Source organism: Paenibacillus sp. VCA1 (genome assembly GCF_031583795.1).
In the GTDB taxonomy this organism is placed as follows: domain Bacteria; phylum Bacillota; class Bacilli; order Paenibacillales; family Paenibacillaceae; genus Paenibacillus_AQ; species Paenibacillus_AQ albilobatus.
On record NZ_JAVLSX010000005.1, the window covers coordinates 156,915 to 182,939 of the forward strand.

Annotated in this window: 23 protein-coding genes; 18 read left to right on the forward strand and 5 right to left on the reverse strand. The window is 54.0% G+C overall.

The window, feature by feature from the left end; translation table 11 throughout:
- The first annotated feature begins 54 nt into the window (after nucleotides 1–54).
- On the forward strand, nucleotides 55–1,134 hold the full coding sequence (locus RJP21_RS12545) for an AI-2E family transporter (RefSeq protein WP_310859587.1): 1,080 nt from the start codon (nucleotides 55–57) through the stop codon (nucleotides 1,132–1,134).
- Between the two features lie 52 nt (nucleotides 1,135–1,186).
- On the opposite strand, the gene RJP21_RS12550 is transcribed toward RJP21_RS12545, so the two are convergent.
- Nucleotides 1,187–1,687 carry a hypothetical protein gene (locus RJP21_RS12550; protein WP_310859588.1) on the reverse strand — a complete coding sequence of 167 codons (501 nt, stop codon included), beginning with the start codon at nucleotides 1,685–1,687 and terminating at the stop codon, nucleotides 1,187–1,189.
- Nucleotides 1,688–1,908: 221 nt separating this feature from the next.
- On the opposite strand from RJP21_RS12550, the gene RJP21_RS12555 reads away from it, so the two are divergent.
- Nucleotides 1,909–2,961 (forward strand): aromatic acid exporter family protein, encoded by a 1,053-nt coding sequence (locus RJP21_RS12555; RefSeq protein WP_310859589.1) that lies wholly within the window; start codon nucleotides 1,909–1,911, stop codon nucleotides 2,959–2,961.
- Between the two features lie 96 nt (nucleotides 2,962–3,057).
- On the opposite strand, the gene RJP21_RS12560 is transcribed toward RJP21_RS12555, so the two are convergent.
- Genes RJP21_RS12560 through RJP21_RS12570 form a run of 3 tightly spaced genes read right to left on the reverse strand, consistent with a single transcriptional unit; the run spans nucleotide 3,058 to nucleotide 5,822 of the window.
- Entirely contained in the window at nucleotides 3,058–4,161 is a 1,104-nt protein-coding gene (locus RJP21_RS12560) for a sensor histidine kinase (protein ID WP_310859590.1), read from the reverse strand.
- Entirely contained in the window at nucleotides 4,154–4,852 is a 699-nt protein-coding gene (locus RJP21_RS12565; protein WP_160039960.1) for a response regulator transcription factor, read from the reverse strand. The genes RJP21_RS12560 and RJP21_RS12565 overlap by 8 nt, the downstream gene beginning before the upstream one ends.
- A 34-nt stretch (nucleotides 4,853–4,886) precedes the next feature.
- On the reverse strand, nucleotides 4,887–5,822 hold the full coding sequence (locus RJP21_RS12570; RefSeq protein ID WP_310859591.1) for a D-alanyl-D-alanine carboxypeptidase family protein: 936 nt from the start codon (nucleotides 5,820–5,822) through the stop codon (nucleotides 4,887–4,889).
- A 194-nt stretch (nucleotides 5,823–6,016) separates the two neighbouring features.
- On the opposite strand from RJP21_RS12570, the gene RJP21_RS12575 reads away from it, so the two are divergent.
- From RJP21_RS12575 to bcbE, 3 genes are all read left to right on the forward strand, one after another.
- Nucleotides 6,017–7,834 (forward strand): adenine deaminase, encoded by a 1,818-nt coding sequence (locus RJP21_RS12575; protein WP_310859592.1) that lies wholly within the window; start codon nucleotides 6,017–6,019, stop codon nucleotides 7,832–7,834.
- A 309-nt stretch (nucleotides 7,835–8,143) separates the two neighbouring features.
- Nucleotides 8,144–10,495: an RNA polymerase recycling motor HelD gene (helD, locus tag RJP21_RS12580; RefSeq protein ID WP_310859593.1), complete on the forward strand. Its 2,352-nt coding sequence runs from the start codon at nucleotides 8,144–8,146 to the stop codon at nucleotides 10,493–10,495.
- Nucleotides 10,496–10,709: 214 nt separating this feature from the next.
- A complete protein-coding gene (gene bcbE / locus RJP21_RS12585) occupies nucleotides 10,710–11,981 on the forward strand; it encodes a bacillibactin exporter BcbE (protein WP_310859594.1) in 1,272 nt (423 codons plus the stop codon).
- A gap of 386 nt (nucleotides 11,982–12,367) precedes the next feature.
- Here bcbE and RJP21_RS12590 read toward each other — a convergent pair whose 3' ends face one another.
- Nucleotides 12,368–13,309, reverse strand: a complete 942-nt coding sequence (locus tag RJP21_RS12590) for an urea transporter (protein WP_310859595.1) — start codon at nucleotides 13,307–13,309, stop codon at nucleotides 12,368–12,370.
- A 275-nt stretch (nucleotides 13,310–13,584) separates the two neighbouring features.
- Between RJP21_RS12590 and RJP21_RS12595 the strand changes: the two genes are divergently transcribed.
- The 13 genes from RJP21_RS12595 (at nucleotide 13,585) to RJP21_RS12655 (ending at nucleotide 25,974) form a co-directional block, all read left to right on the forward strand.
- Nucleotides 13,585–13,887, forward strand: a complete 303-nt coding sequence (locus RJP21_RS12595; protein WP_310859596.1) for an urease subunit gamma — start codon at nucleotides 13,585–13,587, stop codon at nucleotides 13,885–13,887.
- Nucleotides 13,888–13,911: 24 nt separating this feature from the next.
- Complete coding sequence (locus tag RJP21_RS12600) at nucleotides 13,912–14,235, forward strand: urease subunit beta (RefSeq protein ID WP_160039946.1); 324 nt, start codon at nucleotides 13,912–13,914, stop codon at nucleotides 14,233–14,235.
- Entirely contained in the window at nucleotides 14,232–15,944 is a 1,713-nt protein-coding gene (gene ureC, locus RJP21_RS12605; RefSeq protein ID WP_310859597.1) for an urease subunit alpha, read from the forward strand. Before RJP21_RS12600 ends, ureC begins: the two co-directional genes overlap by 4 nt.
- 11 nt (nucleotides 15,945–15,955) lie before the next feature.
- The gene (ureE, locus tag RJP21_RS12610; RefSeq protein ID WP_310859598.1) at nucleotides 15,956–16,411 is read left to right on the forward strand and encodes an urease accessory protein UreE; all 456 of its coding nucleotides are present in this window, start codon (nucleotides 15,956–15,958) and stop codon (nucleotides 16,409–16,411) included.
- Nucleotides 16,404–17,090 carry an urease accessory protein UreF gene (locus RJP21_RS12615; RefSeq protein WP_310859599.1) on the forward strand — a complete coding sequence of 229 codons (687 nt, stop codon included), beginning with the start codon at nucleotides 16,404–16,406 and terminating at the stop codon, nucleotides 17,088–17,090. Before ureE ends, RJP21_RS12615 begins: the two co-directional genes overlap by 8 nt.
- A gap of 31 nt (nucleotides 17,091–17,121) precedes the next feature.
- The gene (gene ureG / locus RJP21_RS12620) at nucleotides 17,122–17,733 is read left to right on the forward strand and encodes an urease accessory protein UreG (RefSeq protein WP_160039938.1); all 612 of its coding nucleotides are present in this window, start codon (nucleotides 17,122–17,124) and stop codon (nucleotides 17,731–17,733) included.
- A 1-nt stretch (nucleotide 17,734) separates the two neighbouring features.
- On the forward strand, nucleotides 17,735–18,559 hold the full coding sequence (locus RJP21_RS12625; protein ID WP_310859600.1) for an urease accessory protein UreD: 825 nt from the start codon (nucleotides 17,735–17,737) through the stop codon (nucleotides 18,557–18,559).
- 162 nt (nucleotides 18,560–18,721) lie between these two features.
- Nucleotides 18,722–19,339 (forward strand): PadR family transcriptional regulator, encoded by a 618-nt coding sequence (locus RJP21_RS12630; protein ID WP_310859601.1) that lies wholly within the window; start codon nucleotides 18,722–18,724, stop codon nucleotides 19,337–19,339.
- A 90-nt stretch (nucleotides 19,340–19,429) separates the two neighbouring features.
- Nucleotides 19,430–20,431, forward strand: coding sequence for a HoxN/HupN/NixA family nickel/cobalt transporter (locus tag RJP21_RS12635; RefSeq protein WP_310859602.1), 1,002 nt, complete (start codon nucleotides 19,430–19,432; stop codon nucleotides 20,429–20,431).
- Nucleotides 20,432–20,759: 328 nt separating this feature from the next.
- On the forward strand, nucleotides 20,760–22,826 hold the full coding sequence (locus tag RJP21_RS12640) for a bifunctional aldolase/short-chain dehydrogenase (RefSeq protein WP_310859603.1): 2,067 nt from the start codon (nucleotides 20,760–20,762) through the stop codon (nucleotides 22,824–22,826).
- A 193-nt stretch (nucleotides 22,827–23,019) separates the two neighbouring features.
- A complete protein-coding gene (locus tag RJP21_RS12645) occupies nucleotides 23,020–23,769 on the forward strand; it encodes a (Fe-S)-binding protein (RefSeq protein ID WP_310859604.1) in 750 nt (249 codons plus the stop codon).
- Nucleotides 23,747–25,252, forward strand: a complete 1,506-nt coding sequence (locus RJP21_RS12650; protein ID WP_310859605.1) for a LutB/LldF family L-lactate oxidation iron-sulfur protein — start codon at nucleotides 23,747–23,749, stop codon at nucleotides 25,250–25,252. Before RJP21_RS12645 ends, RJP21_RS12650 begins: the two co-directional genes overlap by 23 nt.
- The gene (locus RJP21_RS12655; protein ID WP_310859606.1) at nucleotides 25,249–25,974 is read left to right on the forward strand and encodes a LutC/YkgG family protein; all 726 of its coding nucleotides are present in this window, start codon (nucleotides 25,249–25,251) and stop codon (nucleotides 25,972–25,974) included. The genes RJP21_RS12650 and RJP21_RS12655 overlap by 4 nt, the downstream gene beginning before the upstream one ends.
- Nucleotides 25,975–26,025: the final 51 nt, after the last annotated feature.

A 26,025-nucleotide genomic window follows, 5' to 3' on the forward strand; every position in this document is an offset into this window, starting at 1 on the left:
ATAAAAAGACATGGAGAGAAACTCTGTAGATTAAAGGAGACTGATTGCAAAGCAATGACGTCATTCAAAGAAGTGTTGCAGCTTCCCGCCGTCAAAAGAGGCGTGGTACTCGTTTTGCTCATCGTGTTTCTGTATCTGTTCAGGAGCATGATGAATCTCATCCTGATTACCTTTATTCTGACGTATCTCGTCAACCGGGTGCATTCTTCCATCACCCGCAGGCTGACGAACCGGATGGGAATCAGCAAAAAAATCGCGCTTATTCTGATCTACGTGCTGTTTGTGGCCGCACTGTCGATCGGAGCCTACCTGTACGCGCCCAAGCTCATTTCGGAGCTGAACGGCCTCATTAACCAGGTCATTTATTTTTACAGCAACCCTTTGGTGTTAACCAACAACATGGTGATGGACTACATTTTGGATTACATCCACAAAATCGACTTTGCCGCTTATATCAAGCAAGGGTTTGACATCGTCTCCAGCACGATCTCGAACGTCGGGAAATTCAGCTTGAATTTGGCGCTCGCCATCATTATGAGCCTGTTTTTTATGCTGGAAAAAGAGAAAGTGACGAATTTCACGGGAAAATTCAGAACGAGCAAGTTATCCTATGTTTACGAGGAGCTGGCTTATTTCGGCAAAAAGTTTACGGATTCTTTCGGCAAAGTCATCGAAGTGCAATTCCTCATCTCCGTGATCAATGCGGTATTTTCGACGCTGTTTCTATGGATCATGGGCTTTCCGAACCTGTTCGCGCTGGCCATCATGATTTTCCTGCTCGGGTTGATCCCGGTCATGGGGGTTATCGTATCGCTGATTCCGCTATGCGCGATTGCCTTCAGCCTTGGAGGCATCCCGAAGGTCATTTACGTGCTGCTGATGGTGGCCGTTTTACATGCGTTCGAAGCCTATGTGATGAATCCGAAGTTTATGTCCGACAAAACGCATCTTCCGATTTTTTATACGTTTGCGGTACTGATCGTTTCCGAGCATTTCTTCGGGGTATGGGGATTGATTCTCGGCGTGCCCGTGTTTATGTTTTTGCTGGATCTTCTCGATGTGCCCGTCATGAATTCGCATAAAGACCCGCCGACGGAACGGCCGGAAAGCAAGGGACCGACGAACGGGGGTTAAAAAACAAAAAATCCTAACGAAACCGTTAGGATTTTATTGTGCGGCAAAACGACTATATGGCGGAATGGGCGGCAGGCAATCTCCGGTCCTGGCCCGGTTGGTATTTATGCTCCGTGAAGCGTTTCAGCATTCCCGGCAGCTTTTTCTTGAGCTGCTGCGCCTGCTGGTCCGTCATTTTTCCGGCTTTGACCGCTTGGTCGATTTTCGCGCTTTGAACGTCCGTCAGCTTTTGCACAAATACTTCGGCATCCCAGTTCTTTTTCTCCTTGGCGATTTGCTGAAGCGTTTTGCCCTGCTTCCATTCTTTTTTCAGGTCCGTTTCGGTCATGTCAAGCAGGGTGGCGGCGTCTTTGAACAATACGAATTTGCGGCCGTGGTGGCCGGGGCGTTTGTGACGCTCTCCGTCATGCTGTTCGGGTTCGGCCGGCGGTTTTACTTCGGATGGGCTCGTCGGTGTATTGTCCGCCGCAGCTATATGCCCAAAGGAGAAACCAACTCCGGCCAGAATGCAGGATAGGACCCCTGCCAATAATGTTTTTCTGAAATGGTTCATCAGGTCACCTCTTTGATGTTATGGTTAAACTTTCATAATGTGTATTATGGGCCTTTTTGGAAAAAACATACTTTCTTTTTGGAAAACGGGGCCGGGGATCCGGTCTGCATCAGAACAAAGGACAACGGGTAACATTTCGTATAGAGGAAAATTGAAGCAAAGCCCCGCCTGAAATCGTATATATCATTCAAACGGGATTAGAATTAGGAGGAGATGAAGCCGTGACATTCGGAGCGCGAATGTTAAAGACGGGAATCGCCGTCACGCTCGCATTGTATATCAGCATGTGGCTGCATTTATCCTCGCCGGTCATCGCGGGTGTAGCCGCCATTTTTGCGATGCAGCCTTCCATCTACCGTTCCTGGCGTTATTTTCTGGACCAGCTCCAGACGAACACGCTTGGCGCCGTGCTGGCATTGATTGCCGGTCTGGTATTTTCCAACGAACCGATCGCGGTAGGACTCGTATGCATTATCGTGATCATGATTTGCTTGAAATTGAAAATGGGCGACACGATCGGATTGACCCTCGTCACCGTCATCGTCGTCATGGAGGCGTCGGGCCAATGGCAGTTTGCGTTGACGCGTTTTTCGCTCAGTTTGATCGGAATCGTGTCGGCGTTTTTGATCAACATTTTGCTGTTTCCGCCAAAACCCAAAGTGCAGTTTACGGCATCGATCCAGACGACGTTCGACCAGATGTCGCTGCTGATGCGGACGGCGATATCCGACGAAATCAAGGAAAACATTTTCCGCGACAAAAAACGGGCGCTTGAGGATTCCATCAAATCGCTTTCGGACAAATACAAGCTGCTGGAAGAAGAGCAGAAGAAGATGAAGCGGGCTTCGTTCAGCCAAAACCGGCATCTTGTGGTGTACAAGCAAATGCTGAACACGCTCCGCAAAGGGCGCGAGGTGCTCGACGCGGTGGAAGAGCATTATTTTCAGTCCGAACGAACGGAGGAAACGGACAGGATGTTCGACCATCAGCTGGAGAAGCTGATCAAGCTGCACGAGCATGTGCTGCTCAAGTTCGAGGATAATTTGAAGCCCAACAGCGTGGAAACATGCCAATTGCTGCAGGAGAGCGAGGAATTCGTGAAAGATGTGCTCCGGTATTCCGCGGAACAGCCGGAAAGCCGGCTGCGCCTGTCGATCGTCGCTTCGACCATGTACGATTACGGCTACCAGCTGGAACGGCTGAACCGGCTTGTAGAGCATTACCACAAATCGGATGACGATGAGGCGCTGTGGTTGTCCTGGCTCAAAAAATAAGCGGGCGTTTGCCGTAAGAATCGTTCGCAGTAAGAAAAAGAGGCTGTCAAAGGAGAAGGGATTCTCCAAGACAAGCCTCTTTTTAAATGAAGCCGTTTATTGGGATTGAAGCGGAAGCCGGACGATAAACTCGGTCTGCTGCGGATTGCTGAGCGCCAGAATGGTTCCTTCGTGGAGTTCGACAATGCTTTTGACGATGGCGAGCCCGAGACCCGCGCCCCCCGTATCCAGCGAACGGGATTTTTCCACGCGGTAAAACCGGTCGAAAATGTACGGCAGCTCCATGGAGGGAATCGGGGGACCGAAATTAATGACCTTTACGACGGCGTGGTTATTTTCTTTCGATGCATGAATTTCGATTTTTTTGCCATCTTTGCCGTAGCGGATCGCGTTCGTGATGAGGTTCTCGAAAGCCTGCATCAGTTTGTCTCCATCTCCGAGGACAAGCAGCTTCTCCTGCGGAGGATGCCATTCGATTTCCATCTTGTGGTTTCGGACCTGCAATGCGAATTCGGCCGTCAGCTGGCCGACCAGCTGCACGAGATCGATGGAAGTCCGGTTTAGTGCGATTTGGCCGAAACCCATGCGGGTATAATCGAACAGGTCGCTCACGAGCCGGTTCATGCGCTTGGATTTTTCGTAGGCGATGTTGACGTAATACCGGAGCTCGACCTCGTCCTTATATTTATCCTCTTCAATAAGCCGCAAATAACCGATGATGGAAGTCAGCGGCGTCCGCAAATCATGGGATACGTTGGTGATCAGCTCGTTTTTCGCCTGCGTCGCCATCCGCTCCTCCGCCAGGGACAGCTGAAGCTGCTCGGCCATCGCGTTGATCTGGTCCGCAAGCATGCCGATTTCGTCGCTCGAGCGCACCGGAATCCGCTCATCCAAATGGCCCTCGGCCATTTTTTTCACCCCGCGGATAATCCGGGTCAATTTCCGTGTCGTTCCCCAGCTCAGCAGCATGACGTAAAAAATGAAAAGGAAGATAACGACAACCGATTGCCACAGCGAAAAACCGACGTAGCGATTCACGCTGATAATCCGGAGCACAAGCGGGTACAGCTGGGGCCTATACCGATGGTATATTATATCCAGAACCTGAACCATTACATAAAGCGTGGCAAACGTCAAGGCAAGGCTGAAAAAAAACAGCAGGATGATTTTCCATTGCAGTTTGTTCGAAAAACTACGCATCGATTTTATAACCTACTCCCCACACGGTTTGAATCAGCTTATAGCCAAGCTCCTTTTCCAGCTTGTCCCGCAAATTGCTGATATGAACCATGACCGTATTGTTGGATACATAATATTTTTCCTTCCATACCCGCTGAAAAATTTCCTCGGCGCTGAACACCCGCCCCGGGTGGGAAGCGAGCAGGCTCAGAATGTCGAATTCCCTCCCGGTCAGCTGGATGTCCTTGCCGTCCGCCACGACGCGGTGCGTGCTCCGGTTGATTTCGACGTCCTGAATGCGCAGCACCCCGTCATCCTGGCTTCTGGTTTCCGAGTTGTACTGGAAGGTGCGGCGCAGGAGCGTCTTCACCCGTACCGTCAATTCCAGCGGGTTAAAAGGCTTGATCATGTAATCGTCCGCGCCCGTCATCAGGCCGAGAATTTTGTCCATGTCTTCCGTTTTGGCGCTGAGCATCAGAATCGGAACGACGGAGGCGGTGTTCCGGACCTGCCGGCATACCTCCAGTCCGTCGATTTTCGGCATCATGATGTCGAGCACGATCAGGTCAAACGACTGCTCCGGATCGTTCAGCAGCTTCAGCGCTTCTTCGCCGTCATGGGCGCAGCGGATGTGAAAACCTTCGTTTTTCAAATAGATGGAAATAAGATTGGCGATTTCTTTGTCGTCGTCCACGACCAATATGTTTCTCATTTAAAAAGTCCTCCAAGCAATCGTTCACGGATCGTTATTCTTTTAAAGCAAACCATCTTGCGACGGCGGGAACGCCGCTGTCCTTAAAGGCGTAGTTGAACATTTTGGCGGCGTCCTCAAAGCGCGTGCGGGCATCCGGCGCCCCCATCACGACGGCGATAACACGACGGCCGTCCCTCTGGGCGGTCCCGGTAAAGCAGTAGCCGGCTCTTTGGGTAAAGCCCGTTTTAAAGCCGTCGTTCCCGCTGTACCCAAAAGCCTCGCCGGGCAGCATGGCGTTGGTCGTATGCAGCGTCAGCCGTTTTTCGGGGATGCGCAGCTCCGTTTTGGCGGTCACGTCCAAAATTTCCGGGTAAGCATCGATGAGATACCGGGTCAGCAATGCCAAGTCCTTGGCTGTCATGACCGTTTCCCGATCCGACGAAGCCGATTTGAAAGGCTTCAAATCATGCGACGACAAACCGGTCGCATTGGCAAACACGGTTTGCCGGGATAACCCGATCTCCCGCGCCATGTCATTCATTTGCTTCACGAATTCCCGCTCGCTTCCGCCGATGTGCTCGGCAAGCGCAATGGCGGCGTCGTTGGCGGAATGAATGGCCATCGCCTCGAACATCGTCCGCAGCGTCAGCGTTTCGCCGGGACGAAGCCCGATTTCGGAACCGGTCACATTTGCGGCATACTTGCTGGCCGTTACCGGCTCATCCCAGGAATAACGCCCTTCTTTGAGGTTTTTCAGCACAAGCAGCTCCGTCATCATTTTGGACATGCTGGCCGGCGGCAGCGCCGCCGATGCGTTATGTTCATAATATACCTTTCCGGTTTTGACATCCATAAGTATCGCTGCGGAGGCGTCGATTTTGAACGTCGGAAACCGGATAGACAGTGTGGATACCGCGAGCGCCGCCAAAAAAAGCAGCGCCAGCGCCACCAGATGCCGTTTTCTTTTTTTCCTTCGGATAACCTTCATTTCTCCCTACCTCGTTTATGCATTTTTTCATACACATCATTATTTCCATCTTAGCCGCGACTGTTTAAGCCCCGACTAAGAAAATCTTAAGATTTTTAAAGAATTGATTTTTGTTTTCGGGGAGATGTATGATGATTAGAACCGTAGTAGAGATATAAGCAGTGGTTTTGGGTAAAGAGAAATGGAGGGTTTACATGAACACGACAGCATGGGGAAGACAACCTTTCGCGGAATGCGTGCCGGAACTGGTGGCGGCGGCCCGCGGCGATTTGAAGGCAAGCCTGGTCATCCGAAACGTCCGACTGGTGAACGTCATCTCGGGAGAGATTTTGCCGGGCATGTCGATTGCGGCAAGAGGCGCCCGGATCGTTTACGTGGGCCGGGACGTAAGCCATACGATCGGCGAGGATACAAAAATCATCGACGCGGGAGGGAAATATGCCGCGCCGGGTCTGCTTGACGGTCACTGCCATATCGAAAGCACGCAGATGACGGCGACGGAGTTTGCCCGGGCGGTGCTGCCGCTCGGAACGACCGGCGGATTTTTCGACGCGCATGAAATATCGAACGTGCTCGGACTGGACGGGCTGCGTTTTATGCTGGAAGAGGCGAGATCGACTCCGCTGGCGGCGTATATGCAGGTCGCGTCCTGCGTCCCTTCGACGCACCCTGGCCTCGAAACGACCGGCGCCTTCATCGGACCGGAAGAGGTTGCCGAGGCGTTGAGCTGGGGAGACGACATGATCGGGCTCGGCGAAGTGATGAATTTTCCGGGCGTTGTGTACGGCGACGATAAAATGATCGGGGAAATCCAGGCGACGCTTGCCGCGGGGAAAATGGCCGACGGGCATTTCACATGGAGATCCGACGATTGGCGGCTGCCGGTATACGCGGCCAGCGGGGTGAACGGCGATCACGAATGCGTCACCGCCGAGGATGTGATCGAGCGGGTGCGCCTCGGCATGTATGCGAAAATGCGCCAAGGATCGGCCTGGCATGACGTAGCGGCCACGATCAAAGCGCATACCGAAGGCGGATTGGACACGCGCCGGATGATGTTGGTCACCGACGACCGCAGCTCGGAATCGCTGAAAAACGAGGGGCACATGAATTTTGTCGTCCGCCATGCGATTGCCCAGGGCGTGAAGCCGGTGACGGCCTTCCAGATGGCGACGATCAACACGGCGGAACGGTTCGGCTTGTCCCGGGACATCGGAGCGATCATCCCCGGCGCTTACGCCGACATCATCCTGCTGGACGGGAATTTGGCGGACGTAAACGTCACGATGACGATCGCCGCCGGGCAGGTTGTCGCCGAAAACGGCCGGATGGCCATCGATTGGGAGCGATATGAGCTGCCGGCGTCCGCATTCAATACGGTCAAGCTGAACCGGGAACTGACCGCTGACGATTTTGCCATTGCAGCGCCGGTTGCCGAAGGCAAGGCCGCGGCCCGCGCGATCGAAGTCGTTGAAAATCATGTGGAAACCATTGAGCGCCATGTGCAGGTAAACGTGAAAAACGGCATCGCGCTGCCGGATCCAGGCGAGGATCTTTGCAAAATGGCCGTATTTGAACGGCATGGCAAAGGCGGCGGGCATGCCCTCGGCCTCGTAAAAGGCATCGGATTTGTGAAACGGGCGGCCATTGCAATGACCGTCGCGCATGACAGCCATAACCTGACCGTGATCGGCAACGACGACAAGCTGATGGCTCAAGCGGGCAACCGGGTGGCGGAAATGCAGGGCGGCGTCGTGATGCTGACCGAAGACGGCATGACGGAGTTCCCTTTGGCAGTCGGCGGCATCATGTCGGATGAGCCGTTCGAAACGGTGGCAAGCCGGTCCGAAGCGATCAGCCAGGCGCTGTTGCAGGCGGGATGTCCGCTGAACAACGCCTTCATGACCTTGTCTTTGCTCGCTTTGGTGGTCATTCCGGAAATCCGGCTGTCGGACAAAGGTTTGGTGCGGATCTCCGCGGAAGGCATCGATATCGTGCCGTTGTTTGTTTAAGATTGCCTTTAGGAATGATTTAAACCGATTGAACGCAAGGAAAACGTCTATCGATGTACGTTCACAGAAGACGGACTGCGCTTGACGGAAATTTTCTTTAAGGTATAAGGAAGCAGTCCCTTCGAAACATATGCTTTTAAATCATAAAAAGGGGAGCCTGACGGCTCCCCTTAAACGTTTGATTTTCGGTATCGATCTTGATAAAATAGAGCATACGGCCCTTAATAGGGTATATACGCAAAAAGATTCTCTAAATATTATAACATATTAGAAAGAGAATGTCAAATATAAAAGGGGATGAAGACGGGCATGGATTTGAACGATCAGGATTGGCAGGACGAACAGCGGCGGGTAGACATGGTAACCGGCAAAGTCGCCGTCCGCAAAAAAGCGCTTGAAGCGGACGTGGGCGCTGTTCGGGGCGATGTCGTCGAGCTCAGGAAAGATTTCTGGGATGAAGTCAGGGTCAACTTCAGCAGCTCCGACGATCTGGGCGAAACGTCCACCAGCTTGCGGCAGCAATCCCAAGTGTTATCCGAACGTGAACGCGCGCATTTGCAGGCATCGGAGACGCTGAAGAAGCTGAAGCTTCTCGTCGACTCTCCTTATTTCGGACGCATCGATTTTACTGAAGAAGGGCAGCCGCGGACGGAACAAATCTATCTCGGCATCGCTTCGTTCCTCGACGACGATCAGGAGACGTTTCTCGTTTATGACTGGCGCGCTCCGGTTTCGAGCCTGTATTACGACGGCGCTCCGGGCCCGGCATCCTACGAAACGCCCGGCGGCGAGATCAGCGGCCGAATGGAGCTGAAGCGCCAGTTCGTCATTCGCGACGGCCGCATCAAGGTCATGTTCGATACCGGCGTCACGATCGGCGACGAGCTGCTCCAGCAGGTGCTCAGCCACTCCTCGGACAGCCAAATGAAAAGCATCGTGGCGACGATTCAAAAGGAACAGAACGCCGTGATCCGCAACGACAAAAGCCGGATGCTTGTCGTGCAGGGGGCTGCCGGCAGCGGGAAAACCTCGGCGGCGCTCCAAAGGGTAGCCTATCTGTTGTACAAATACAGGGAGACGCTAAAAGCGGATCAGGTTCTTCTGTTTTCCCCGAACCCGATGTTCAACAGCTATGTCTCGACCGTGCTGCCCGAACTCGGGGAGGAGAATATGCTGCAGACGACATTCCAGGCATATCTGGAGCATCGGCTTGGCAGGGAATTCGACCTGGAGGACGTATTTTCGCAGATGGAGGCGATCTTGAAAGCCGAGGAAGGGCCGTGGCTGCAAGCAAAGCGGGCTTCGATCGCATATAAATCCTCCCCGCATTTTCTCGAAACAATCCAGCGGTACAAGGAACGGTTGGAGCATCGCGGGATGAAATTCAAGCCGGTCCGGTTCAAGGGCCGCCTGATCGTTTCCGAGCAGGCGATGGAGGAGAAGTTTTACGGTTTTGACCAAGGCGTTCGCCTTGCCAACCGGGTTGAACTGCTCAAGGATTGGCTGCTGAAGGAGCTGGCGCAATTCGCCAAGCAGGAACGGAAAGAGCCTTGGGTGGACGAACAAATTCAGCTGCTTGATCCGGATGAATACCAGAAGGCTTATACGCGCATGCGGCGGAAGCAAGGAGCCAAAAACGCAACCTTCGACGACTTCGAGCTCGAGCGCAGCCTGTTGGCCAAAATGGTGGTCAACGAATGGCTGAAGCCGGTGCGTAAATGGATCAAAAGAACGCGGTTTGTGGACGTGAAGGCGATGTACGAGGAGCTGTTCCTGAACGAAGAACTGTTCTTGGAAGTCAGCGAAGGCAAGCTGCCGGACGAATGGGACGAGATCGGGAAACAAACGGTTTTAACGATCCGCGAAGGCAAGCTTTCTTATGAAGATGTGACGCCTTATCTGTATTTGCAGGATCTTTTGAAAGGCTTCCAGGTGAACAACGTCATCCGCCACGTTTTCATCGACGAAGTGCAGGATTACTCCCCGTTCCAGCTTGAATACGTCAAGCGGATTTTTCCGCGCGCACGCATGACGGCGCTCGGGGATTTGAACCAAGGGATATACGCCCACACGGACGTGCTTGGCGGCAGTCTTGAATCTTTGAAAAAGCTGTACGGGGAAGAACATACCGAGGTCATCTCCCTCACGCGCAGCTACCGCTCGACGCATGAAATCGTCGATTTCACGCGCAGCATGATGCCGGGTGGCGAATCGATCGTGCCGTTCAACCGCCATGGGGAAAAACCCGTGCTGCGGAAGGTCAACGGCCGGGAGGAGCTCCATCAACTTATCGTGCAAAAAATCAAGGAATTAAAAAACGAGGGTTATGAGCATACGGCGATCATTTGCAAAACGGCCGAAGAATCCGAATTCGTATACGAATCTTTAAAAGAAGAGCTTCCGCTCAAAAAAATAGCCAAAACGACGCCTTCGTTCGTGACAGGCACCCTGGTCATTCCCTCTTACCTGGCCAAGGGCGTCGAGTTTGACGCAGTGGTCATCTACGACGCATCTTCGGACGCATACGACCGGGAATCGGAGCGCAAGCTGTTTTATACGGCCTGCACACGCGCGATGCACCAGCTTTGCATGTTCAGCTTGGGCGAGCCAAGCCGGTTTATCCGTGACATCGATCCGGCAAAATATACATTGGAAACTTAGGAGAAGAACTGGATTTTCTGGCCGCCGTCTTCAGCGTAATTGCTGGGGAGGCGGCTTTTTTACTTGGATATCGCTAACAAAAGGCGCGGGATATTGCGGCTTTTTTCAAAATGTATCGGGAACAAGGGAAGCGCATTAAGTTCCTGCTGTATAGTTCCGGACAAAAGAAACCACAATAAAACAAGTTGTTAACGAACATAAAGGTGGTTCTGCCATGGAAGACAAAAAGTGGGATTTGGCGGCGCTGGCATCCATTCCTTTGATCATGACGCTTGGCAATTCCATGCTGATTCCCATTTTGCCGCAAATATCGGCGCAGCTGCATGTCGGTCCGTTCCAGGTCAGCATGCTCATTACCGTATACGCCATCGTTGCGATTCTTTTGATCCCGATCGCCGGTTATTTGTCGGACCGATACGGGCGGAAAGCCGTCATTATTCCCAGTTTGATCATTGCCGCCGTAGGCGGTGCAATATGCGGGGTCGCGGCGTGGATGACCGGAGGCATCACCGCGTACTGGATCATTCTTGCCGGCCGTTTTTTGCAGGGGATCGGTGCTGCCGGGGCGTTCCCGATCGTTCTGCCGCTCATCGGGGACATGTTCAAGGAGGAGGATGACGTCAGCAAAAGCCTGGGGATCATCGAAACCTCCAATACGTTCGGCAAGGTGCTGAGCCCCATTCTCGGAGCTTTATTGGCAAGCGTCATTTGGTATTTGCCGTTTCTGAGCATTCCGGTTTTATGCGTCATTTCGTTGTTAATGGTCGCGTTTTTCGTCAAACCTCCAAAGAAGACGGAGGATAGCGACCATTCGATCAGCCGGTTCCTGCGCGACACGAAAACCATTCTGCGGCAAAAAGGAAGATGGCTGTACGCCATTTTTGCCGTCGGCGGAATCAGCATGTTCATTTTGTTCGGCGTTCTTTTTTATTTGTCCGAAACGCTCGAAAGCCAATACGGTCTGCACGGCGTCGTTAAGGGCCTGGTGCTGGCGATTCCGCTGGCGCTGCTCTGCCTTGCGTCTTTCGTGGCCGGGAAGGTGATCGGCAAACACAAAAAACGGATGAAATGGACCGGGTTTTGCGGCATGGCGGTGTTGACCGTTTGTCTCGTCATTACCGGATTCAGCAGCCAAATCATATTCGTCGTCGCTTTTTTTTCGCTTTGCGGCGCCGGCATCGGGACCGCTTTGCCCTGCATGGATGCACTCATAACTGAAGGCATCGAACAAAAGCAGCGCGGAACGATTACCTCCCTTTACAGCAGTATGCGTTTTATCGGCGTTTCCTTGGGACCGCCGGCGGTTTCTCTTCTGATGAAGACGAATCATTGGGTGTTGTTTGGCGTTATGGCCGTCGTGGGGGCGGTTGGCGGATTGCTGACCTTGTTTGCGGTCAAACCGGAGCAGAACAAGACGGACGAGCCGGAGGAACGGAAAACCGAGCCCTCGCGCGGAACGTTCATGAAGCGGGCAAAGGCAAGATAGCTTTCGAAAACGCGAAAAGTTTGTCATGTCTTCGGGCGCTGCCTTATACAATATAGTGATGTCCCTGTCCCTTGCGCCATAGTTTCGCGGAGCTCATTCGAACCGTGAAACGCCGCCCGAATCTCCTTGGCCGGGAGCCGCCCGGAAAGATCATGTCGGCGAGATCCGGCTGCCTTTGAATACGGAAGTGCAGCGTAGGAACGGAAGCCAAACGGACGGTTTTTCATCGTACCAGCGGATGGTGCCGGCAGCCGACATGATGCGAAAGGCTCCCGTTGCTCCAAGGGGAGGGACATCCGAATTTACAGCATGGCCCCAAAACAAGTTTGGGGCTTTTTTTCTGATATAAGAGTTGGCCCCCGCTTTACACGGGGGTTTTTTGCGCATCAAATTTTCGGGACGACCTTTCTTGCCGCCAGAAACACCCAGGCGCACAGCACGAAAGGGAAGGTAAAAGCAGGCAGGCCGTAAGGCAGCAGCCAGCTGTCGATGCTCGCCGTCACCGGCACGGACACGATGGCCGCAATGATTCCCGTTACCTTCGCCATGCGGCTGCCCGCATCGAATACAACCCCGACCGCCAGAATCGTCAGCACCGCGTTGTAACCGTAAAGCCCCGCATTCAGCAGCGTAATCTCCCCGCTTAAACCGTAAACGGTCAGGCAGGCGATGGCCGACCCGATGATCGTAAACAGCCCGATTTTGCGGCCGCCCCACACGACCCCTGCCAGAATAATGACCCCCGACCAAAATCCGCCTTGAAAATAGACTTGTCCAATGCCCCGCACAAGCCCGCTGATCCAGTTGAACGTCCCTTCCTGATGCAGCTTCCAATTCGAAAGATCCTGCGGAACGAGCGTCGGATTCAGCCGAATCGAACCGAGCCGGTATGAAGCCAGCAGCACGAACCAGCTCACGACGATGTACGGAAACGTAAACACGGGGATGCCCGCATTGCGCATGAAATGCATCATGGCTGCAGTCACGAAAGCGGTGATGACCGCTCCGGCCAGGGCGATCGGCCAGCGGTAGCCGCCCGTCAAATTGATGGCAATGGCGATGCCGGCCAAGGCGGGGTTGAAGCCCATCAAACCTTGCCGGACGATCGTTTTGTCCATTCCTCCAAACCATCCGATGCATGCGCCGATCAAAGACGACAACAGCGCGATGATGCCGACGGGAACCGAAGCCAGTAAAATGGCGATCAAAACCAAAAGCCCCGTCACCGCATTTTCAATAAAAATGACCTGGGAAATCCCTTTCAACGTTGCGCTCCCTAAAGTGAACAACAAGTTCCCGTTTGATTCATTCGGAGCATGTTCCTCCATCAATCTTCCCTTCCTTCCGGTAGTATGTAAAAAAATTCGCCGGGTTCGCCTCCTTCCAGATCGGAATGGAAAGCCAAGAATAATAATTCTTGGAATTTACATATATAGAAAGATATATATGTAATCAACAAACATATATAACTTGTTATATATGTAACAATTATGATATATTAAGACGCGTAGAGGATCAATCTCAAATTTGCGAAAGGAGATGAGGCCCGCAAACAAAGGGAGTTTTTCCAAAATCCATACCTATTTGAAAGGAGGGCTTGTTCATGCAATTATTGCCTCGCGAAATTGACAAGCTGCTGATCGTGGTCGCCGCGGATCTGGCCCGGCGCAGAAAGGAAAGAGGGCTTAAGCTGAATCATCCCGAATCGGTTGCTTACATCACGTATGAGGTGCTGGAAGGGGCACGGGACGGGAAAACGGTTGCGGAGCTGATGGAATTCGGAGCCACCATTTTGACCCGGGATGACGTCATGGAAGGCGTGCCGGAAATGATCCACGATATTCAAGTCGAAGCGACGTTTCCGGACGGAACGAAACTGGTGACGGTACATAACCCGATCCGATAGAGAATGCCGATGGAGGGACAATCGATGATACCAGGGCAAATCATTTTGAAAAACGAAGATATCGTTTGCAACGCCGGAAAAACCGCATCAAAAGTGACCGTCAGAAACACGGGGGACCGTCCCGTGCAGGTCGGGTCTCATTTTCATTTTTATGAAGTCAATGAAGCGCTTGTTTTTCAGCGGGAGGCAGGATTCGGGAAGCGCCTGAACATTCCGGCCGGAGCCGCGGTTCGTTTTGAGCCGGGGGATGAAAAAGAAGTTGAACTGATCGACTATGCCGGCGAACGCCGGGTGTATGGATTTAACAACAAAACGGACGGATCCGTAGAAAGCGGGGATCGCAAATGAGTTTTAGCATGCCACGAAGCCAATATTCCCAAATGTACGGTCCGACGACCGGGGACTCGATCCGCCTCGCCGATACCGACATTTTCATCCGAATTGAAAAGGATTACACCTCGTACGGCGACGAGGTCGTGTTCGGCGGAGGCAAAGTGATCCGCGACGGCATGGGCCAGCATCCGCTTGTGACCCGCGGGGACGGTATTCCGGACGTGGTCATTACGAACGCGGTCATTTTGGACTACACAGGCATTTATAAAGCGGACATCGGGATCCGCGACGGAAAAATTTCCGGCATCGGCAAAGCGGGCAATCCGCTCATTATGGACCATGTCGATATCGTGATCGGCGCCTCCACGGAAATTATCGCCGGGGAAGGCATGATCGTGACGGCCGGCGGGATCGATACGCATGTTCACTTCATCAATCCGGGCCAAATCGAAACGGCGCTGTCTTCCGGCTTGACGACGCTTATCGGCGGGGGGACCGGTCCTGCGGCGGGTTCGAAGGCGACGACCGTCACCCCTGGCGAATGGAATATTCACCGCATGCTGCAGGCGGCCGAAGGCTTGCCGATCAACATCGGCTTTACCGGAAAAGGCCAGGCCGCAACCGAGGAGCCTCTCGCCGAGCAGGTGCGGGCAGGCGCGATCGGCTTGAAGGTCCATGAGGACTGGGGAGCGACCGCATCTGCGCTGGATCATGCGCTTAGCGTAGCGGACAAATACGACGTGCAGGTTGCGGTGCATGCCGACACGCTGAACGAAGGCGGTTTCATGGAAAACACGATGGCTGCCATCAAAGGCCGCGTCATCCATATGTACCATACCGAAGGCGCGGGCGGCGGACACGCCCCGGATTTGATCAAATCCGCGAGCTACATGAACGTGCTTCCTTCATCCACCAACCCGACGCTGCCGTATACGGTGAACACGATCGACGAGCATTTGGACATGCTGATGGTTTGCCACCATTTGAATCCGTCCATCCCGGAAGACTTGGCGTTTGCCGATTCCCGGATCCGGCGCGAAACGATCGCCGCCGAGGACATTTTGCAGGACATGGGCGTGTTCAGCATGGTCAGCTCGGATGCGCAGGCGATGGGCCGGATCGGCGAAGTGATTTTGCGGACGTGGCAGACGGCCGACAAGATGAAAAAACAACGGGGTTCGCTGTCCGGAGACGGCGAATACGCCGACAACAACCGTGCCAAACGTTACGTGGCCAAATATACGATCAACCCGGCGATTACGCACGGCATTTCGGAATACGTCGGTTCGGTCGAAGTGGGCAAAATGGCGGATCTCGTGGTGTGGTCGCCGGCATTTTTCGGCGTCAAGCCTGAGATGATTTTGAAAAACGGCATGGTTGTGCAAAGTCTGATGGGCGATGCAAACGCATCGATTCCGACGCCGCAGCCGGTCATTTACCGCCCGATGTTCGCCCAATACGGCAAGGCGCTTGCCAAGAGCTCGGCTACCTTCATTTCCCAGCATGCGTTTGACCATAAGGTGCACGAACAGCTGGGGCTGGAAAAAATGATTCTTCCCGTCCGCGGCATTCGCGGGTTGACGAAAAAAGACATGAAGCTGAACAGCGAGACGCCGGAAATTACGGTCGATCCGCAAACCTACGAGGTTCGGGTCAACGGGGAATGGATCACCTGCGATCCGGTCGACTACGTGCCGATGGGGCAACGTTATTTCTTATTCTAGAGGTGAAATCATTGATTATTGAAAAGGTCATTGCGAATATCGAACAAATGGACCGGGATGAGATCGGAAAACGCCATATCGAAAAAGTGTATTTGGAAAGCAGCGATCTCGTCAAACGGATTCAGCGGGTAACGACCGACCACGGCAACGAGCTCGGCATCCGGCTCGCGGAACCGCGTGATCTTGTGGCCGGGGACGTGTTATACATGGATGACAAAAACATGATCGTGGTGGACGTTCATTCCGACGATTTGCTGGTCATCCGACCCCGGACCCTGATGGAAATGGGGAATATCGCGCACCAACTCGGCAACCGGCACCTGCCGGCCCAATTCGAAGGGGACGAAATGCTTGTGCAGTACGACTACCTGGTAGAGGAGCTGCTGACGCAGTTTGGCATTCCGTATGCGAGGGAAAAACGGAAAGTGAAGCAGGCATTCCGCCATATCGGCCATAGCCATGGATAATCGGAACCTTGCTTTGTTCCAGCTGTGCGATTCCAACTTCCCGACCGGAGCGTTCAGCCATTCCTACGGATTGGAGAGCTACATTCAGGAAGACCGGGTGCACGATCATGCGACGTTCGCCGAATGGCTGCATACGTTCGTCCACGGTCAACTCGTTTATGCGGACGGTTTGGCCGTGCGTCTGGCGTATGAAGCGTTACGGAACGGAAATCTGGATGACATATGGAAGCTGGACCGGATGCTGCATGCGCAAAACTTGCCCCGGGAAACGAGGGAAGGGACGCAAAAAATGGGTGAACGGATGCTCGGACTGGTTGCGACGTTGTATCCGGAGCCGGCGTTATCCGCATACCGCAAACGGATCGCCGCCAAACAGAGCTTCGGCCATCCGGCCCTTGTTTTTGCGATGGCGGGTTATCATTTGGAAGCGTCCGGCCCGACGACCGTTACGTATTATCTCTATTCGGTCGTTTCAAGCCTTGTACAAAATGCGGTGCGCGCCATTCCTTTGGGGCAGACGGCCGGACAGAAGGTCCTTCGCCATTTTCAGGAGGAGATCGCCGTCGCTGCGGAAAAGGTCGGACGCATGGACCGGGACGATTTCGGCATCGTGTCGCCGGGGCTTGAACGGTCGCAAATGGAGCATGAGCGAATTCATGTTCGGATCTTTATGTCTTGACATCAATACCTTTTAGAAAGAAGTGTGGAATATGGGACCTATTAAGATTGGAATCGGTGGACCTGTCGGTGCAGGAAAAACGATGCTGGTGGAAAAGCTGACCCGCCATCTCGACGGCGAAATCAGCATGGCGGTCGTGACCAATGACATTTATACGAAAGAGGACGCCAAGTTTTTGATGGCCAACGGCGTTTTGCCCGCCGACCGGATCATCGGCGTGGAAACCGGCGGCTGTCCCCACACGGCCATCCGCGAGGATGCTTCGATGAACTTTGCCGCGATCGACGAGCTTTTGGAGCGGCATCCGGACGTCGAGCTTGTTTTCGTGGAAAGCGGCGGAGACAATCTGGCAGCGACGTTCAGCCCCGAGCTGGTGGATTTTTCGATTTACATCATCGACGTGGCGCAAGGCGAGAAAATTCCGCGGAAAGCCGGGCAAGGCATGATCAAATCGGATTTGTTCATCATCAACAAAACCGATTTGGCGCCGTATGTCGGCGCCAGCCTGGAAGTGATGGAGTCGGATACGAAGGTGTTCCGCGGGAACAAGCCGTTTGTTTTCACGAACCTGAAGGACAACCAGGGTCTGGACAAGGTCATCGACTGGATCAAGCAAAACGCGTTTTTAAAGGGTTTGGAATAGAATGGGCGATTGGACGGGCATTCTTCGGCTCGACGCAGAGGAGAGAAGCGGAAAAACGGTTGCCGGAAACGTCTATTTTCAAGGAGCGTTCAAGGTCATGCGGCCGGTGTACCACGATCATTCCGGGCAGGCCTGCTACTATATTTTGAATCCGGGCGGCGGCTATTTGGACGGGGACCGCTACCAAATGAAAATTTCATTGCGGGAAGGCGCCCGTTTGACGCTGACGACGCAATCGGCCACGAAAATATACAAAACGCCGAACCGTCCGGCTTATCAGGAAACCGAAATCATCCTTAAAAAGGGAAGCTACCTTGAATATATCGCGGACCCGTTGATCGGGTACAAAAACGCGCGCTACAAGCAAAAAACGGCGATCCGAATGGAAAAGGGAGCGTCGCTGCTATATTCGGAAATCGTCACCCCCGGCTGGTCTCCGGACGGGGAACAATTCAGCTACGATTGCCTTCAGTTCGTCAATGAAATTTATGTGGACGAGGAATTGGCGGTATACGACCATATCAAATTGAACCCGGTGGAGCAGCCGATGCATGCGATCGGCGTCATGGAAGGCTACACGCATATGGGGTCGATGATGGTGGTTCATGACCGAATCGATCAGGATTTTCTCGACCGGCTGTATAACGAGTTGCAGCAGGCCTCGGGCCCGGTCAGCTTCGGCATGTCCCTGCTGCCGATTCCGGGCCTGATGCTCCGCGTGCTGGGCCGCTCGACCCAATCCATCGAATCCATGCACTCGGCATGCCACCGGTGGATCAGCGGGGAATTGTTCGGCACGACTCCAAGCTTTTTGCGCAAATATTAATGTATAAGACCCGGCACGGCTTTTTTGGAATGCCGGGTTTCTTTTCCCGCAAGCGATAAAAACTTTTGTGCTTTATGAACGACAGCTGGTACAATAAGTAGGAAAATCGGACCATATGTAGGTCTTGACACCACTTATACAGATGTAGGGAATGAAGAAGATATGAACACGCTGGAATACGCTATTCTTAGCGCGCTTGGCAGGAAACCGTGCTCCGGGTACGAGTTGGCGGCCTATTTGGAACTGTTGTGGCCGGCCAAACACAGCCAGATTTATCCGCATTTGACCAAATTGGAGCAAAAGGGATTGTTGGTTTACGAACATGTGGAACAAACGGGCAAACCGGACAAAAAAGTATACTCCATCACGGACGAAGGAAAAGAAGCATTAAAGGCTTGGATCGTCGAACATCCGGCGGAACCGGCGCTTAGGGACGAGTTTTTGATTAAAGTCAACGCGATGTGGCTGGCGGACGAAGACGGCGCCAAAAAGCTGCTCTATGACCGGATATCGGCTCTCGGAAAAAAAGTGGAGCAGCGCGAGAAAAAAATCGCGAAAGTGGAGAAGGAGCATAAGGAAACCGGCCCTGCCGCAGGCTCGAAGCACTTCGGGCGGTACATCCTGCTCAACCGGCGAAATATGCTCGACCGCGAGGAAATATCCTGGTGCCAATGGGTATTGGGATTGTTTGGGGATTCCAAACTTGTAAAGCTTGTGCTTGGCATCGTCGGCGCGGAAGCGCTGGTCGGCATGTTTCAAGGCATGGAATTTTTTGGATGATTTCAGATTTAAGGGTAAACCGTTCACGAGGGCGAGGTGGAGGCGAAGCGATTGCTGACTTGATCAAGAAACCGGACGAAGGGGAGAAGCATGAGATTTATTTTAAACCGTTATTTGTTTATCGTTCTTATCATCCACGTGCTTGGCATCGCGGCTTTGTTTACCGTCGTGCCGGCACACCCGTCTTTTATCGGGATGGGGATCGCGGCGTACGTTTTCGGCCTGCGCCATGCTTTCGATATCGACCATATCGCCGCGGTGGACAATACCATCCGCAAGCTGGTCGCGCAAAAGAAGGATTCCCGGGGCGTCGGCTTTTATTTTTCGCTCGGCCATTCGACGGTTGTCTTTCTGCTGGCCGTATTGACCGCGGTGTCCGTCAAGTTCGTGGCCAAATACATGTCCAATATGCAGGAAATCGGCGGAATGATCGGCGTGACGGTTTCGGGCGTCTTTCTCGTGTTTTTGGCTGTGCTCAACCTCGTTTTGTTCATCCAGCTTTGGAACGCGTTCCGCAAAATAAAGGAAGAAAAGATAAGGGAATCCGAGCTGGAAAGCATGTTTGAGGCGAAGGGCTTTTTCACCCGTTACTTGGGTTCCTTATTCAAGCTGGTAACGAAAAGCTGGCATATCTATCCGATCGGTTTTTTGTTCGGACTCGGGTTCGACACGGCTACGGAAATATCGCTGCTGACGATGTCGGCGGGCGCGGCGAACAACAATCTTCCGGTGCTGGGCATCATCGCCCTCCCGCTGTTGTTTGCGGCCGGCATGAGCCTGTTTGATACGCTGGACGGCATCATGATGACCAAGAGTTACGCGTGGGCGAACGACCGTCCGGTGCGCAAAGTGTACTATAACCTGATCGTAACGGCGATTTCCGTCGTGGCCGCGCTGGCGGTCGGCATCGTGGAGCTGGCGCAAATGACAACCGAAAAGCTTCATTTATCCGGTGGCGTATGGAATGCGGTCGCCGCCATCGATTTCGGCAATTTGGGCTATTTCCTGGTAGCGATGTTTTTGGTGATCTGGGGGCTCGCGGTTTTTATCTGGAAATATTTCAAGATCGAAGAACGTTATACCGTAAAATAAGGACCATGTCATTTTGCTCGCGGATCGAATTTCGTGACTTTTCTTTTTGATGATCATAGCCAGAATGTATAAGTTTTCTGCGCAGCTGAAAAATTATGACCGCAAAAATAATCTCCGCTAAACGCGTGATCAACATGGTTCATATGATTGAAAAGAGGCGTGACCGGCACTGCTGCCGGTTCCGTCTTTTTTTGTTATTGACGGTTTAAAAATAATCAGACATAAAACGAAGAAAATGGGTGTAAAATCAAAAGCGTTCTGTTATAATCAAATCAATTCAAATATAAACAAACAAAAACAAAACCATTCAATATAGGAGGCATCATTCATGGTTCAAAGTCTTTGGAATAACGAAGAAGCATCCAAATCGAAAGCGGGCGTGGAAGAACTCGTCTACCGCTCCAACCTGATCGGCAGCGACCGGAGCGTCTGCAACTGGGGCGGCGGAAACACCTCGCTGAAAACGACCGAAAAGGATTTCCGCGGCCGCGACGTGGAAGTGATGTGGGTAAAGGGGAGCGGCTCCGACCTGGCGACGATGAAAGCCGGGCATTTTACGGGACTGCGCCTGGAGGATATCCGTCCGCTCATCGAACGCGATGAAATGCCGGACGAGGAGATGGTCGCTTACTTGTCGCACTGCATGATCGACAGCAAACATCCGCGGGCTTCGATCGAAACGCTTCTGCACGCATTCCTGCCTTATCCGCACGTGGACCATACGCATCCGGATGCCATTATCAGCCTGTGCTGCGCGGATAACGGCAAAGAAATCGCAAAAGAAATTTACGGGGACACCTTCGTATGGGTGCCTTATATCCGTCCGGGCTTCACGTTATCCAAAATGATCGCCGAAGGCGTCAAAAACAATCCGAACGCCCAGCTCGTCCTGATGGAAAAACACGGCCTGGTCACTTGGGGCGAAACGTCGGAAGCCTGCTACAACCAAACGATCGCCATGATCCAAAAAGCTGAGCGCTACATCAACGAACGCATTCAGGAGGATCAAGTCTTCGGCGGACGCCAGGCGGAAACATTGCCGGAAGAGAAGCGCAAAGCGATCCTCGCGGAAGTGATGCCGGTCATTCGCGGCGCGGTCAGCGACGGCAAAAAAATGATCTGCTCTTACGATGACGGGGACGACGTGCTCCAGTTCGTCAACAGCAAAAACGCCAAGGAGCTTTCCCAGGTCGGCGCGGCTTGCCCGGATCACCTGGTGCATACGAAACGCGTTCCGTTGTTCGTGGAATGGTCGCCGTCCGACGGGGCAGCCGGACTGAAGGAAGCGGTGCGCAAAGGCATCGAAGAATACAAGGAGGAATACAAAGCTTATTTCGAACGGAACAAGCATGAAGGAGACGTCATGTTCGAAGCGGCTCCGCGCGTCATCCTCATTCCGGGAATCGGCATGGTCAACACCGGAAAAAGCCTGGCGATGGCCGGCGTCAGCGGCGCGCTGTACCACCGCGCGATTGCCGTCATGAAAGGCGCGACGGCCCTCGGCGAATTCGTGTCGCTGAACGAAAACGAATCCTACAACGTGGAATATTGGCCGCTTGAGCTGTATAAGCTGACGCTGGCCCCTGCCGAAGCGGAGTTTTCGCGCAAGGTCGCGTTTATTACCGGCGGCGCGGGCGGCATCGGCAGCGAAACGGCCCGGCGCCTCGTCTCCGAAGGGGCCCATGTCGTGTTGGCGGACCTCAATCTTGAAGGCGCCGAGAAGGTAGCGGCCGAAATCAATGCGCAATATGGCGAAGGACGGGCCAAAGCGGTTAAAATGGACGTGACCAGCGAAGAAATGGTCATCGCGGCGCTTGGCGAAACGGCGCTCGCTTACGGCGGCGTCGATATTATCGTCAACAACGCGGGGCTTGCGACCTCCAGCCCGTTCGACGAAACATCGCTCAAGGAATGGAACCTGAACATGAACGTGCTGGGCACGGGCTACTTCCTCGTGGCACGCGAAGCATTCAAGCAGATGAAGGAGCAGGGACTCGGCGGCAGCATGATTTTCGTCGGGTCGAAAAACTCTGTCTATGCAGGCAAAAACGTGACCGCCTACAGTTCCGTCAAAGCGCTTGAAGCGCATCTGGCACGCTGCATCGCGGCTGAAGGCGGGGAACACGGCATCCGCGTCAACACGATTTTGCCGGACGCGATTTTGCAGGGTTCCGCGATTTGGAATTCCAACTGGCGCAATGAACGCGCCGCGGCTTACGGCATCGAACCGGATCAGCTGGAAGAGCATTACCGGAAAAGAACGACGCTTCTCGTCAATATTTATCCGAAGGACGTGGCGGAAGGCATCGCCTTCTTCGCATCGTCGAAAGCCGAAAAAACGACCGGCTGCATGCTGACGATCGACGGCGGGGTGCCTGCGGCGTTTACGCGGTAATTCCTGCCCGCTCCCGTTTGCCGTCATCTTGATGTCATAAATAACCCAATCCCCGTCATGCCTGAACAAGCGCAAAGCGAGAAGCGCCCCGGGCATGTGGGGATTGATTTTCTATCCGGGCGTCGGCCCGAATCGATTTTTACTTGAGGATTTTGCAAAATCCTGACCTGGGAGCAAAGGAGGAGAAGCCGGGATGAAAGTGTCGCTTTTTATTACATGCATCAGCGATGCGCTGTTTCCGCCGATCGGCGAAGCGATGGCGCAGCTGTTGGCCCGATACGGGGTAAGGCTGGATTTTCCGAAGGTACAGACCTGCTGCGGCCAGCCGGCCTTTAACAGCGGCTATTGGGATGAAGCCCGGGCGTCGGCCAAAACGATTTTGGAAGCGTTTGACGACTGCGATTTTGTCATTGCACCTTCGGGATCGTGTACGGGCATGATCCATCATTATTATCCGAAGCTGTTCGAAAACGACCCTGTGCTGCTTGAAAAAAGCAACCGTCTGAAAGAAAAAACGTACGAGTTCACCCAATTTCTCGTCCAGGTGCTGGGCGTTACGGATGTCGGGGCGTATTTTCCGCATAAAGTGACCTACCATCCTTCCTGTCACGGCTCGCGGCTATTGGGGATCAAGGACGAGCCGATGGAGCTGATGAGCCACGTCGAAGGCATGGAATACGTCCCGCTGCCTTATGCCGAAGACTGCTGCGGTTTTGGCGGCACGTTCGCCATCAAGATGAGCGAAATTTCCGGGGCGATGGTCACGGAAAAAAGCCAGCATGTGCTGGAGACGGAAGCCGAAGTGCTCGTCGGGCTGGACATGGGCTGCTTGCTGAACATCGGCGGGAATCTGAAATTCCAAGGTAAGCCGGTCCGCGTGATGCATCTGGCCGAGCTGCTGTACGAAGGGGTGAGGAACCGTGAGCAAACCGCAGGGGTCTAACGTCAAGGAGCGGGCCAAAACCGCCCTTCAGGACGAATTCCTGATCGACGCCGTCAAGTTTACGACCGAAAGGCTGAAAAACGGGAAAAAGGCGGCGACGGCCGAACACGGCAACTGGGAGGAGTGGCGGGAGCGCGGACGGCAAATCCGGGCCCACACGGTCGCGCACCTCGATTATTATTTGAGCCGGTTTATCGACAATGCCCGCGCGCAAGGCGTTCACGTCCATTTTGCGCCGGAAGGGAAGGATGCCGCCCGAATCGCCCTGGACATCGCGAAACACCGGGGAGCGAAATCCGTGGTGAAATCCAAATCGATGGTCTCCGAGGAGGTCCATATCAACGAAGCTTTCGAACAAATCGGGATCGAATCGATCGAAAGCGATCTGGGCGAATACATCATCCAGTTGGCCAACGAACCGCCGTCCCATATCATTATTCCGGCCATTCACAAAAACCGCCGCCAAATCGCCGAGCTGCTGTCGAAGGAGGCCGGAGAAACGCTGCCGCCGGAAACGAAGGTGCTCGCCGGTTTTGCGAGACGCAAGCTGCGCGACAAGTTTCTTGAAGCGGACATCGGGCTGACGGGCTGCAATTTCGGCATCGCCGAAACCGGCACCGTCGTCATTTTCGAAAACGAAGGCAACGCCCGCATGGTCAGCACGGTGCCCAAAATCCAGATTACGCTCATGGGAATGGAACGGCTCATTCCGACTTGGGACGATCTCGAAGTGATGGCCACGCTGCTGCCCAGATCGGCGACCGGGCAAAAGATGACGATGTACATGTCCGGCATCACAGGCCCAAGGCGGACGGCAGACGGGGACGGCCCCGAAGAAATGCATATCATCATCGTGGATAACGGGCGGTCGCTGCAGCTCGGGGACCCGGATTTTCAGGAGCTGCTCAATTGCATCCGCTGCGGCGCCTGCCTGAATGCCTGCCCGGTGTACCGGCATATCGGCGGGCATTCCTATCCCGGAACGTACAGCGGCCCGATCGGGGCGGTGCTGACCCCGGCGCTCAACAAAAACGCGGAGGAGTGGCGCGACATCGCCAATGCGTCCAGCCTTTGCGGCGCCTGTTATGAAGCTTGTCCCGTCAAAATCCCGCTGCATGACATGCTCGTTTACTTGCGCAACCGGAAGGTGGAACGAGGGGTGACCGCCCCCGGCGAAAAAATGGCGATGAAAGGCTTCAAAATGCTGATGGGAAATCACGCCTGGTTCGAGCGTGCGGTCAAGGCGGGGCAGCTGGGACAAAAGCTGCTTGTACGCGATGGGGTCATCAAATCGCGCATCGGACCGCTCGGCGGCTGGACGGCATACCGCCATATTCCGGCGCTGCCTGAAAAGTCGTTCCGGGAGCAATGGGCGAAGCTGGCTTCGGAAGCGGAGCATTCGTTCAAACCGATGACGGACGAGATGAAGTCGCGCATGGAAAAAATCGTTCAGGACCGGGCGAAGGGAGGAAGGCAAACATGACCAAATCCGATCCGGAATTTTTAGCCGGATTATACCGCGAATCGCTTGAGGCGGAAAAGCGGTTTATCGGCAACATCGCAAGCAGGCTGGGGCGATCGGCGGTTAGCCCGGCCCCGGTGCATCCGTTCCGGGGGGCGCCGGATTTCTGGACCTCCTACGAGTTGGGGGCCGAAGACAAAATCACGCGGTTCATGGACAATTGGAAGGCAGCCGGCGGATATCCCGAACGAATCGCTTCGATGTCCGAACTGCCGCAGGTCATCGCCCGCATCGCCAGGGAGCAGCAGGCGAAGTCCACCGTCCGGCAAAACTTGCCTGAGCTCGAGGGGCTTGCGCTGGAGAGCGTCCTGCCCGAGCTTTCGCATCATGCCTGGAACGGCCTCGATCCCGAAGGATCCGGTTCCATCTGCGAGCATGCGGATGTCGGAATCGTGCTCGTCGATCATGCGGTTGCTTACACCGGTACCATTGTCGTGACATCCTCCAAGGACAAAGGCCGCTCGGTATCGCTGCTGCCGAACGTGCTCATCGCCGTCATTCCGGCGGAGCGCATGCTAACGCGGCTTGGCGAAGCGATGAGAGAGATCGCGAGCGTCCCCGGGGACCGTTTCCCGGCAGGCGTGCATTTTATCTCCGGGCCCAGCCGATCCTCGGACATCGAAAACGACCTCACGATCGGCGTCCATGGCCCGGGCGTGGCCTATGCGTTGATTGTCGGATAGGCCGCTTCAAGAACATGCGCCTGCTCCCGGAGTTTTGGTATAATAGGTTTT

Coding starts and splice junctions, on each gene's coding strand:
- RJP21_RS12590 (WP_310859595.1), bottom strand. CDS start 13,309: ATGGAGGAACATGCTCCGAATGAATCAAACGGGAACTTGTTGTTCACT.
- RJP21_RS12600 (WP_160039946.1), top strand. CDS start 13,912: ATGATACCAGGGCAAATCATTTTGAAAAACGAAGATATCGTTTGCAAC.
- RJP21_RS12645 (WP_310859604.1), top strand. CDS start 23,020: ATGAAAGTGTCGCTTTTTATTACATGCATCAGCGATGCGCTGTTTCCG.
- RJP21_RS12640 (WP_310859603.1), top strand. CDS start 20,760: ATGGTTCAAAGTCTTTGGAATAACGAAGAAGCATCCAAATCGAAAGCG.
- ureG (WP_160039938.1), top strand. CDS start 17,122: ATGGGACCTATTAAGATTGGAATCGGTGGACCTGTCGGTGCAGGAAAA.
- RJP21_RS12630 (WP_310859601.1), top strand. CDS start 18,722: ATGAACACGCTGGAATACGCTATTCTTAGCGCGCTTGGCAGGAAACCG.
- helD (WP_310859593.1), top strand. CDS start 8,144: ATGGATTTGAACGATCAGGATTGGCAGGACGAACAGCGGCGGGTAGAC.
- RJP21_RS12595 (WP_310859596.1), top strand. CDS start 13,585: ATGCAATTATTGCCTCGCGAAATTGACAAGCTGCTGATCGTGGTCGCC.
- RJP21_RS12570 (WP_310859591.1), bottom strand. CDS start 5,822: ATGAAGGTTATCCGAAGGAAAAAAAGAAAACGGCATCTGGTGGCGCTG.
- RJP21_RS12560 (WP_310859590.1), bottom strand. CDS start 4,161: ATGCGTAGTTTTTCGAACAAACTGCAATGGAAAATCATCCTGCTGTTT.
- RJP21_RS12545 (WP_310859587.1), top strand. CDS start 55: ATGACGTCATTCAAAGAAGTGTTGCAGCTTCCCGCCGTCAAAAGAGGC.
- RJP21_RS12615 (WP_310859599.1), top strand. CDS start 16,404: ATGGATAATCGGAACCTTGCTTTGTTCCAGCTGTGCGATTCCAACTTC.
- RJP21_RS12625 (WP_310859600.1), top strand. CDS start 17,735: ATGGGCGATTGGACGGGCATTCTTCGGCTCGACGCAGAGGAGAGAAGC.
- ureC (WP_310859597.1), top strand. CDS start 14,232: ATGAGTTTTAGCATGCCACGAAGCCAATATTCCCAAATGTACGGTCCG.
- RJP21_RS12550 (WP_310859588.1), bottom strand. CDS start 1,687: ATGAACCATTTCAGAAAAACATTATTGGCAGGGGTCCTATCCTGCATT.
- RJP21_RS12655 (WP_310859606.1), top strand. CDS start 25,249: ATGACCAAATCCGATCCGGAATTTTTAGCCGGATTATACCGCGAATCG.
- RJP21_RS12565 (WP_160039960.1), bottom strand. CDS start 4,852: ATGAGAAACATATTGGTCGTGGACGACGACAAAGAAATCGCCAATCTT.
- RJP21_RS12575 (WP_310859592.1), top strand. CDS start 6,017: ATGAACACGACAGCATGGGGAAGACAACCTTTCGCGGAATGCGTGCCG.
- RJP21_RS12635 (WP_310859602.1), top strand. CDS start 19,430: ATGAGATTTATTTTAAACCGTTATTTGTTTATCGTTCTTATCATCCAC.
- bcbE (WP_310859594.1), top strand. CDS start 10,710: ATGGAAGACAAAAAGTGGGATTTGGCGGCGCTGGCATCCATTCCTTTG.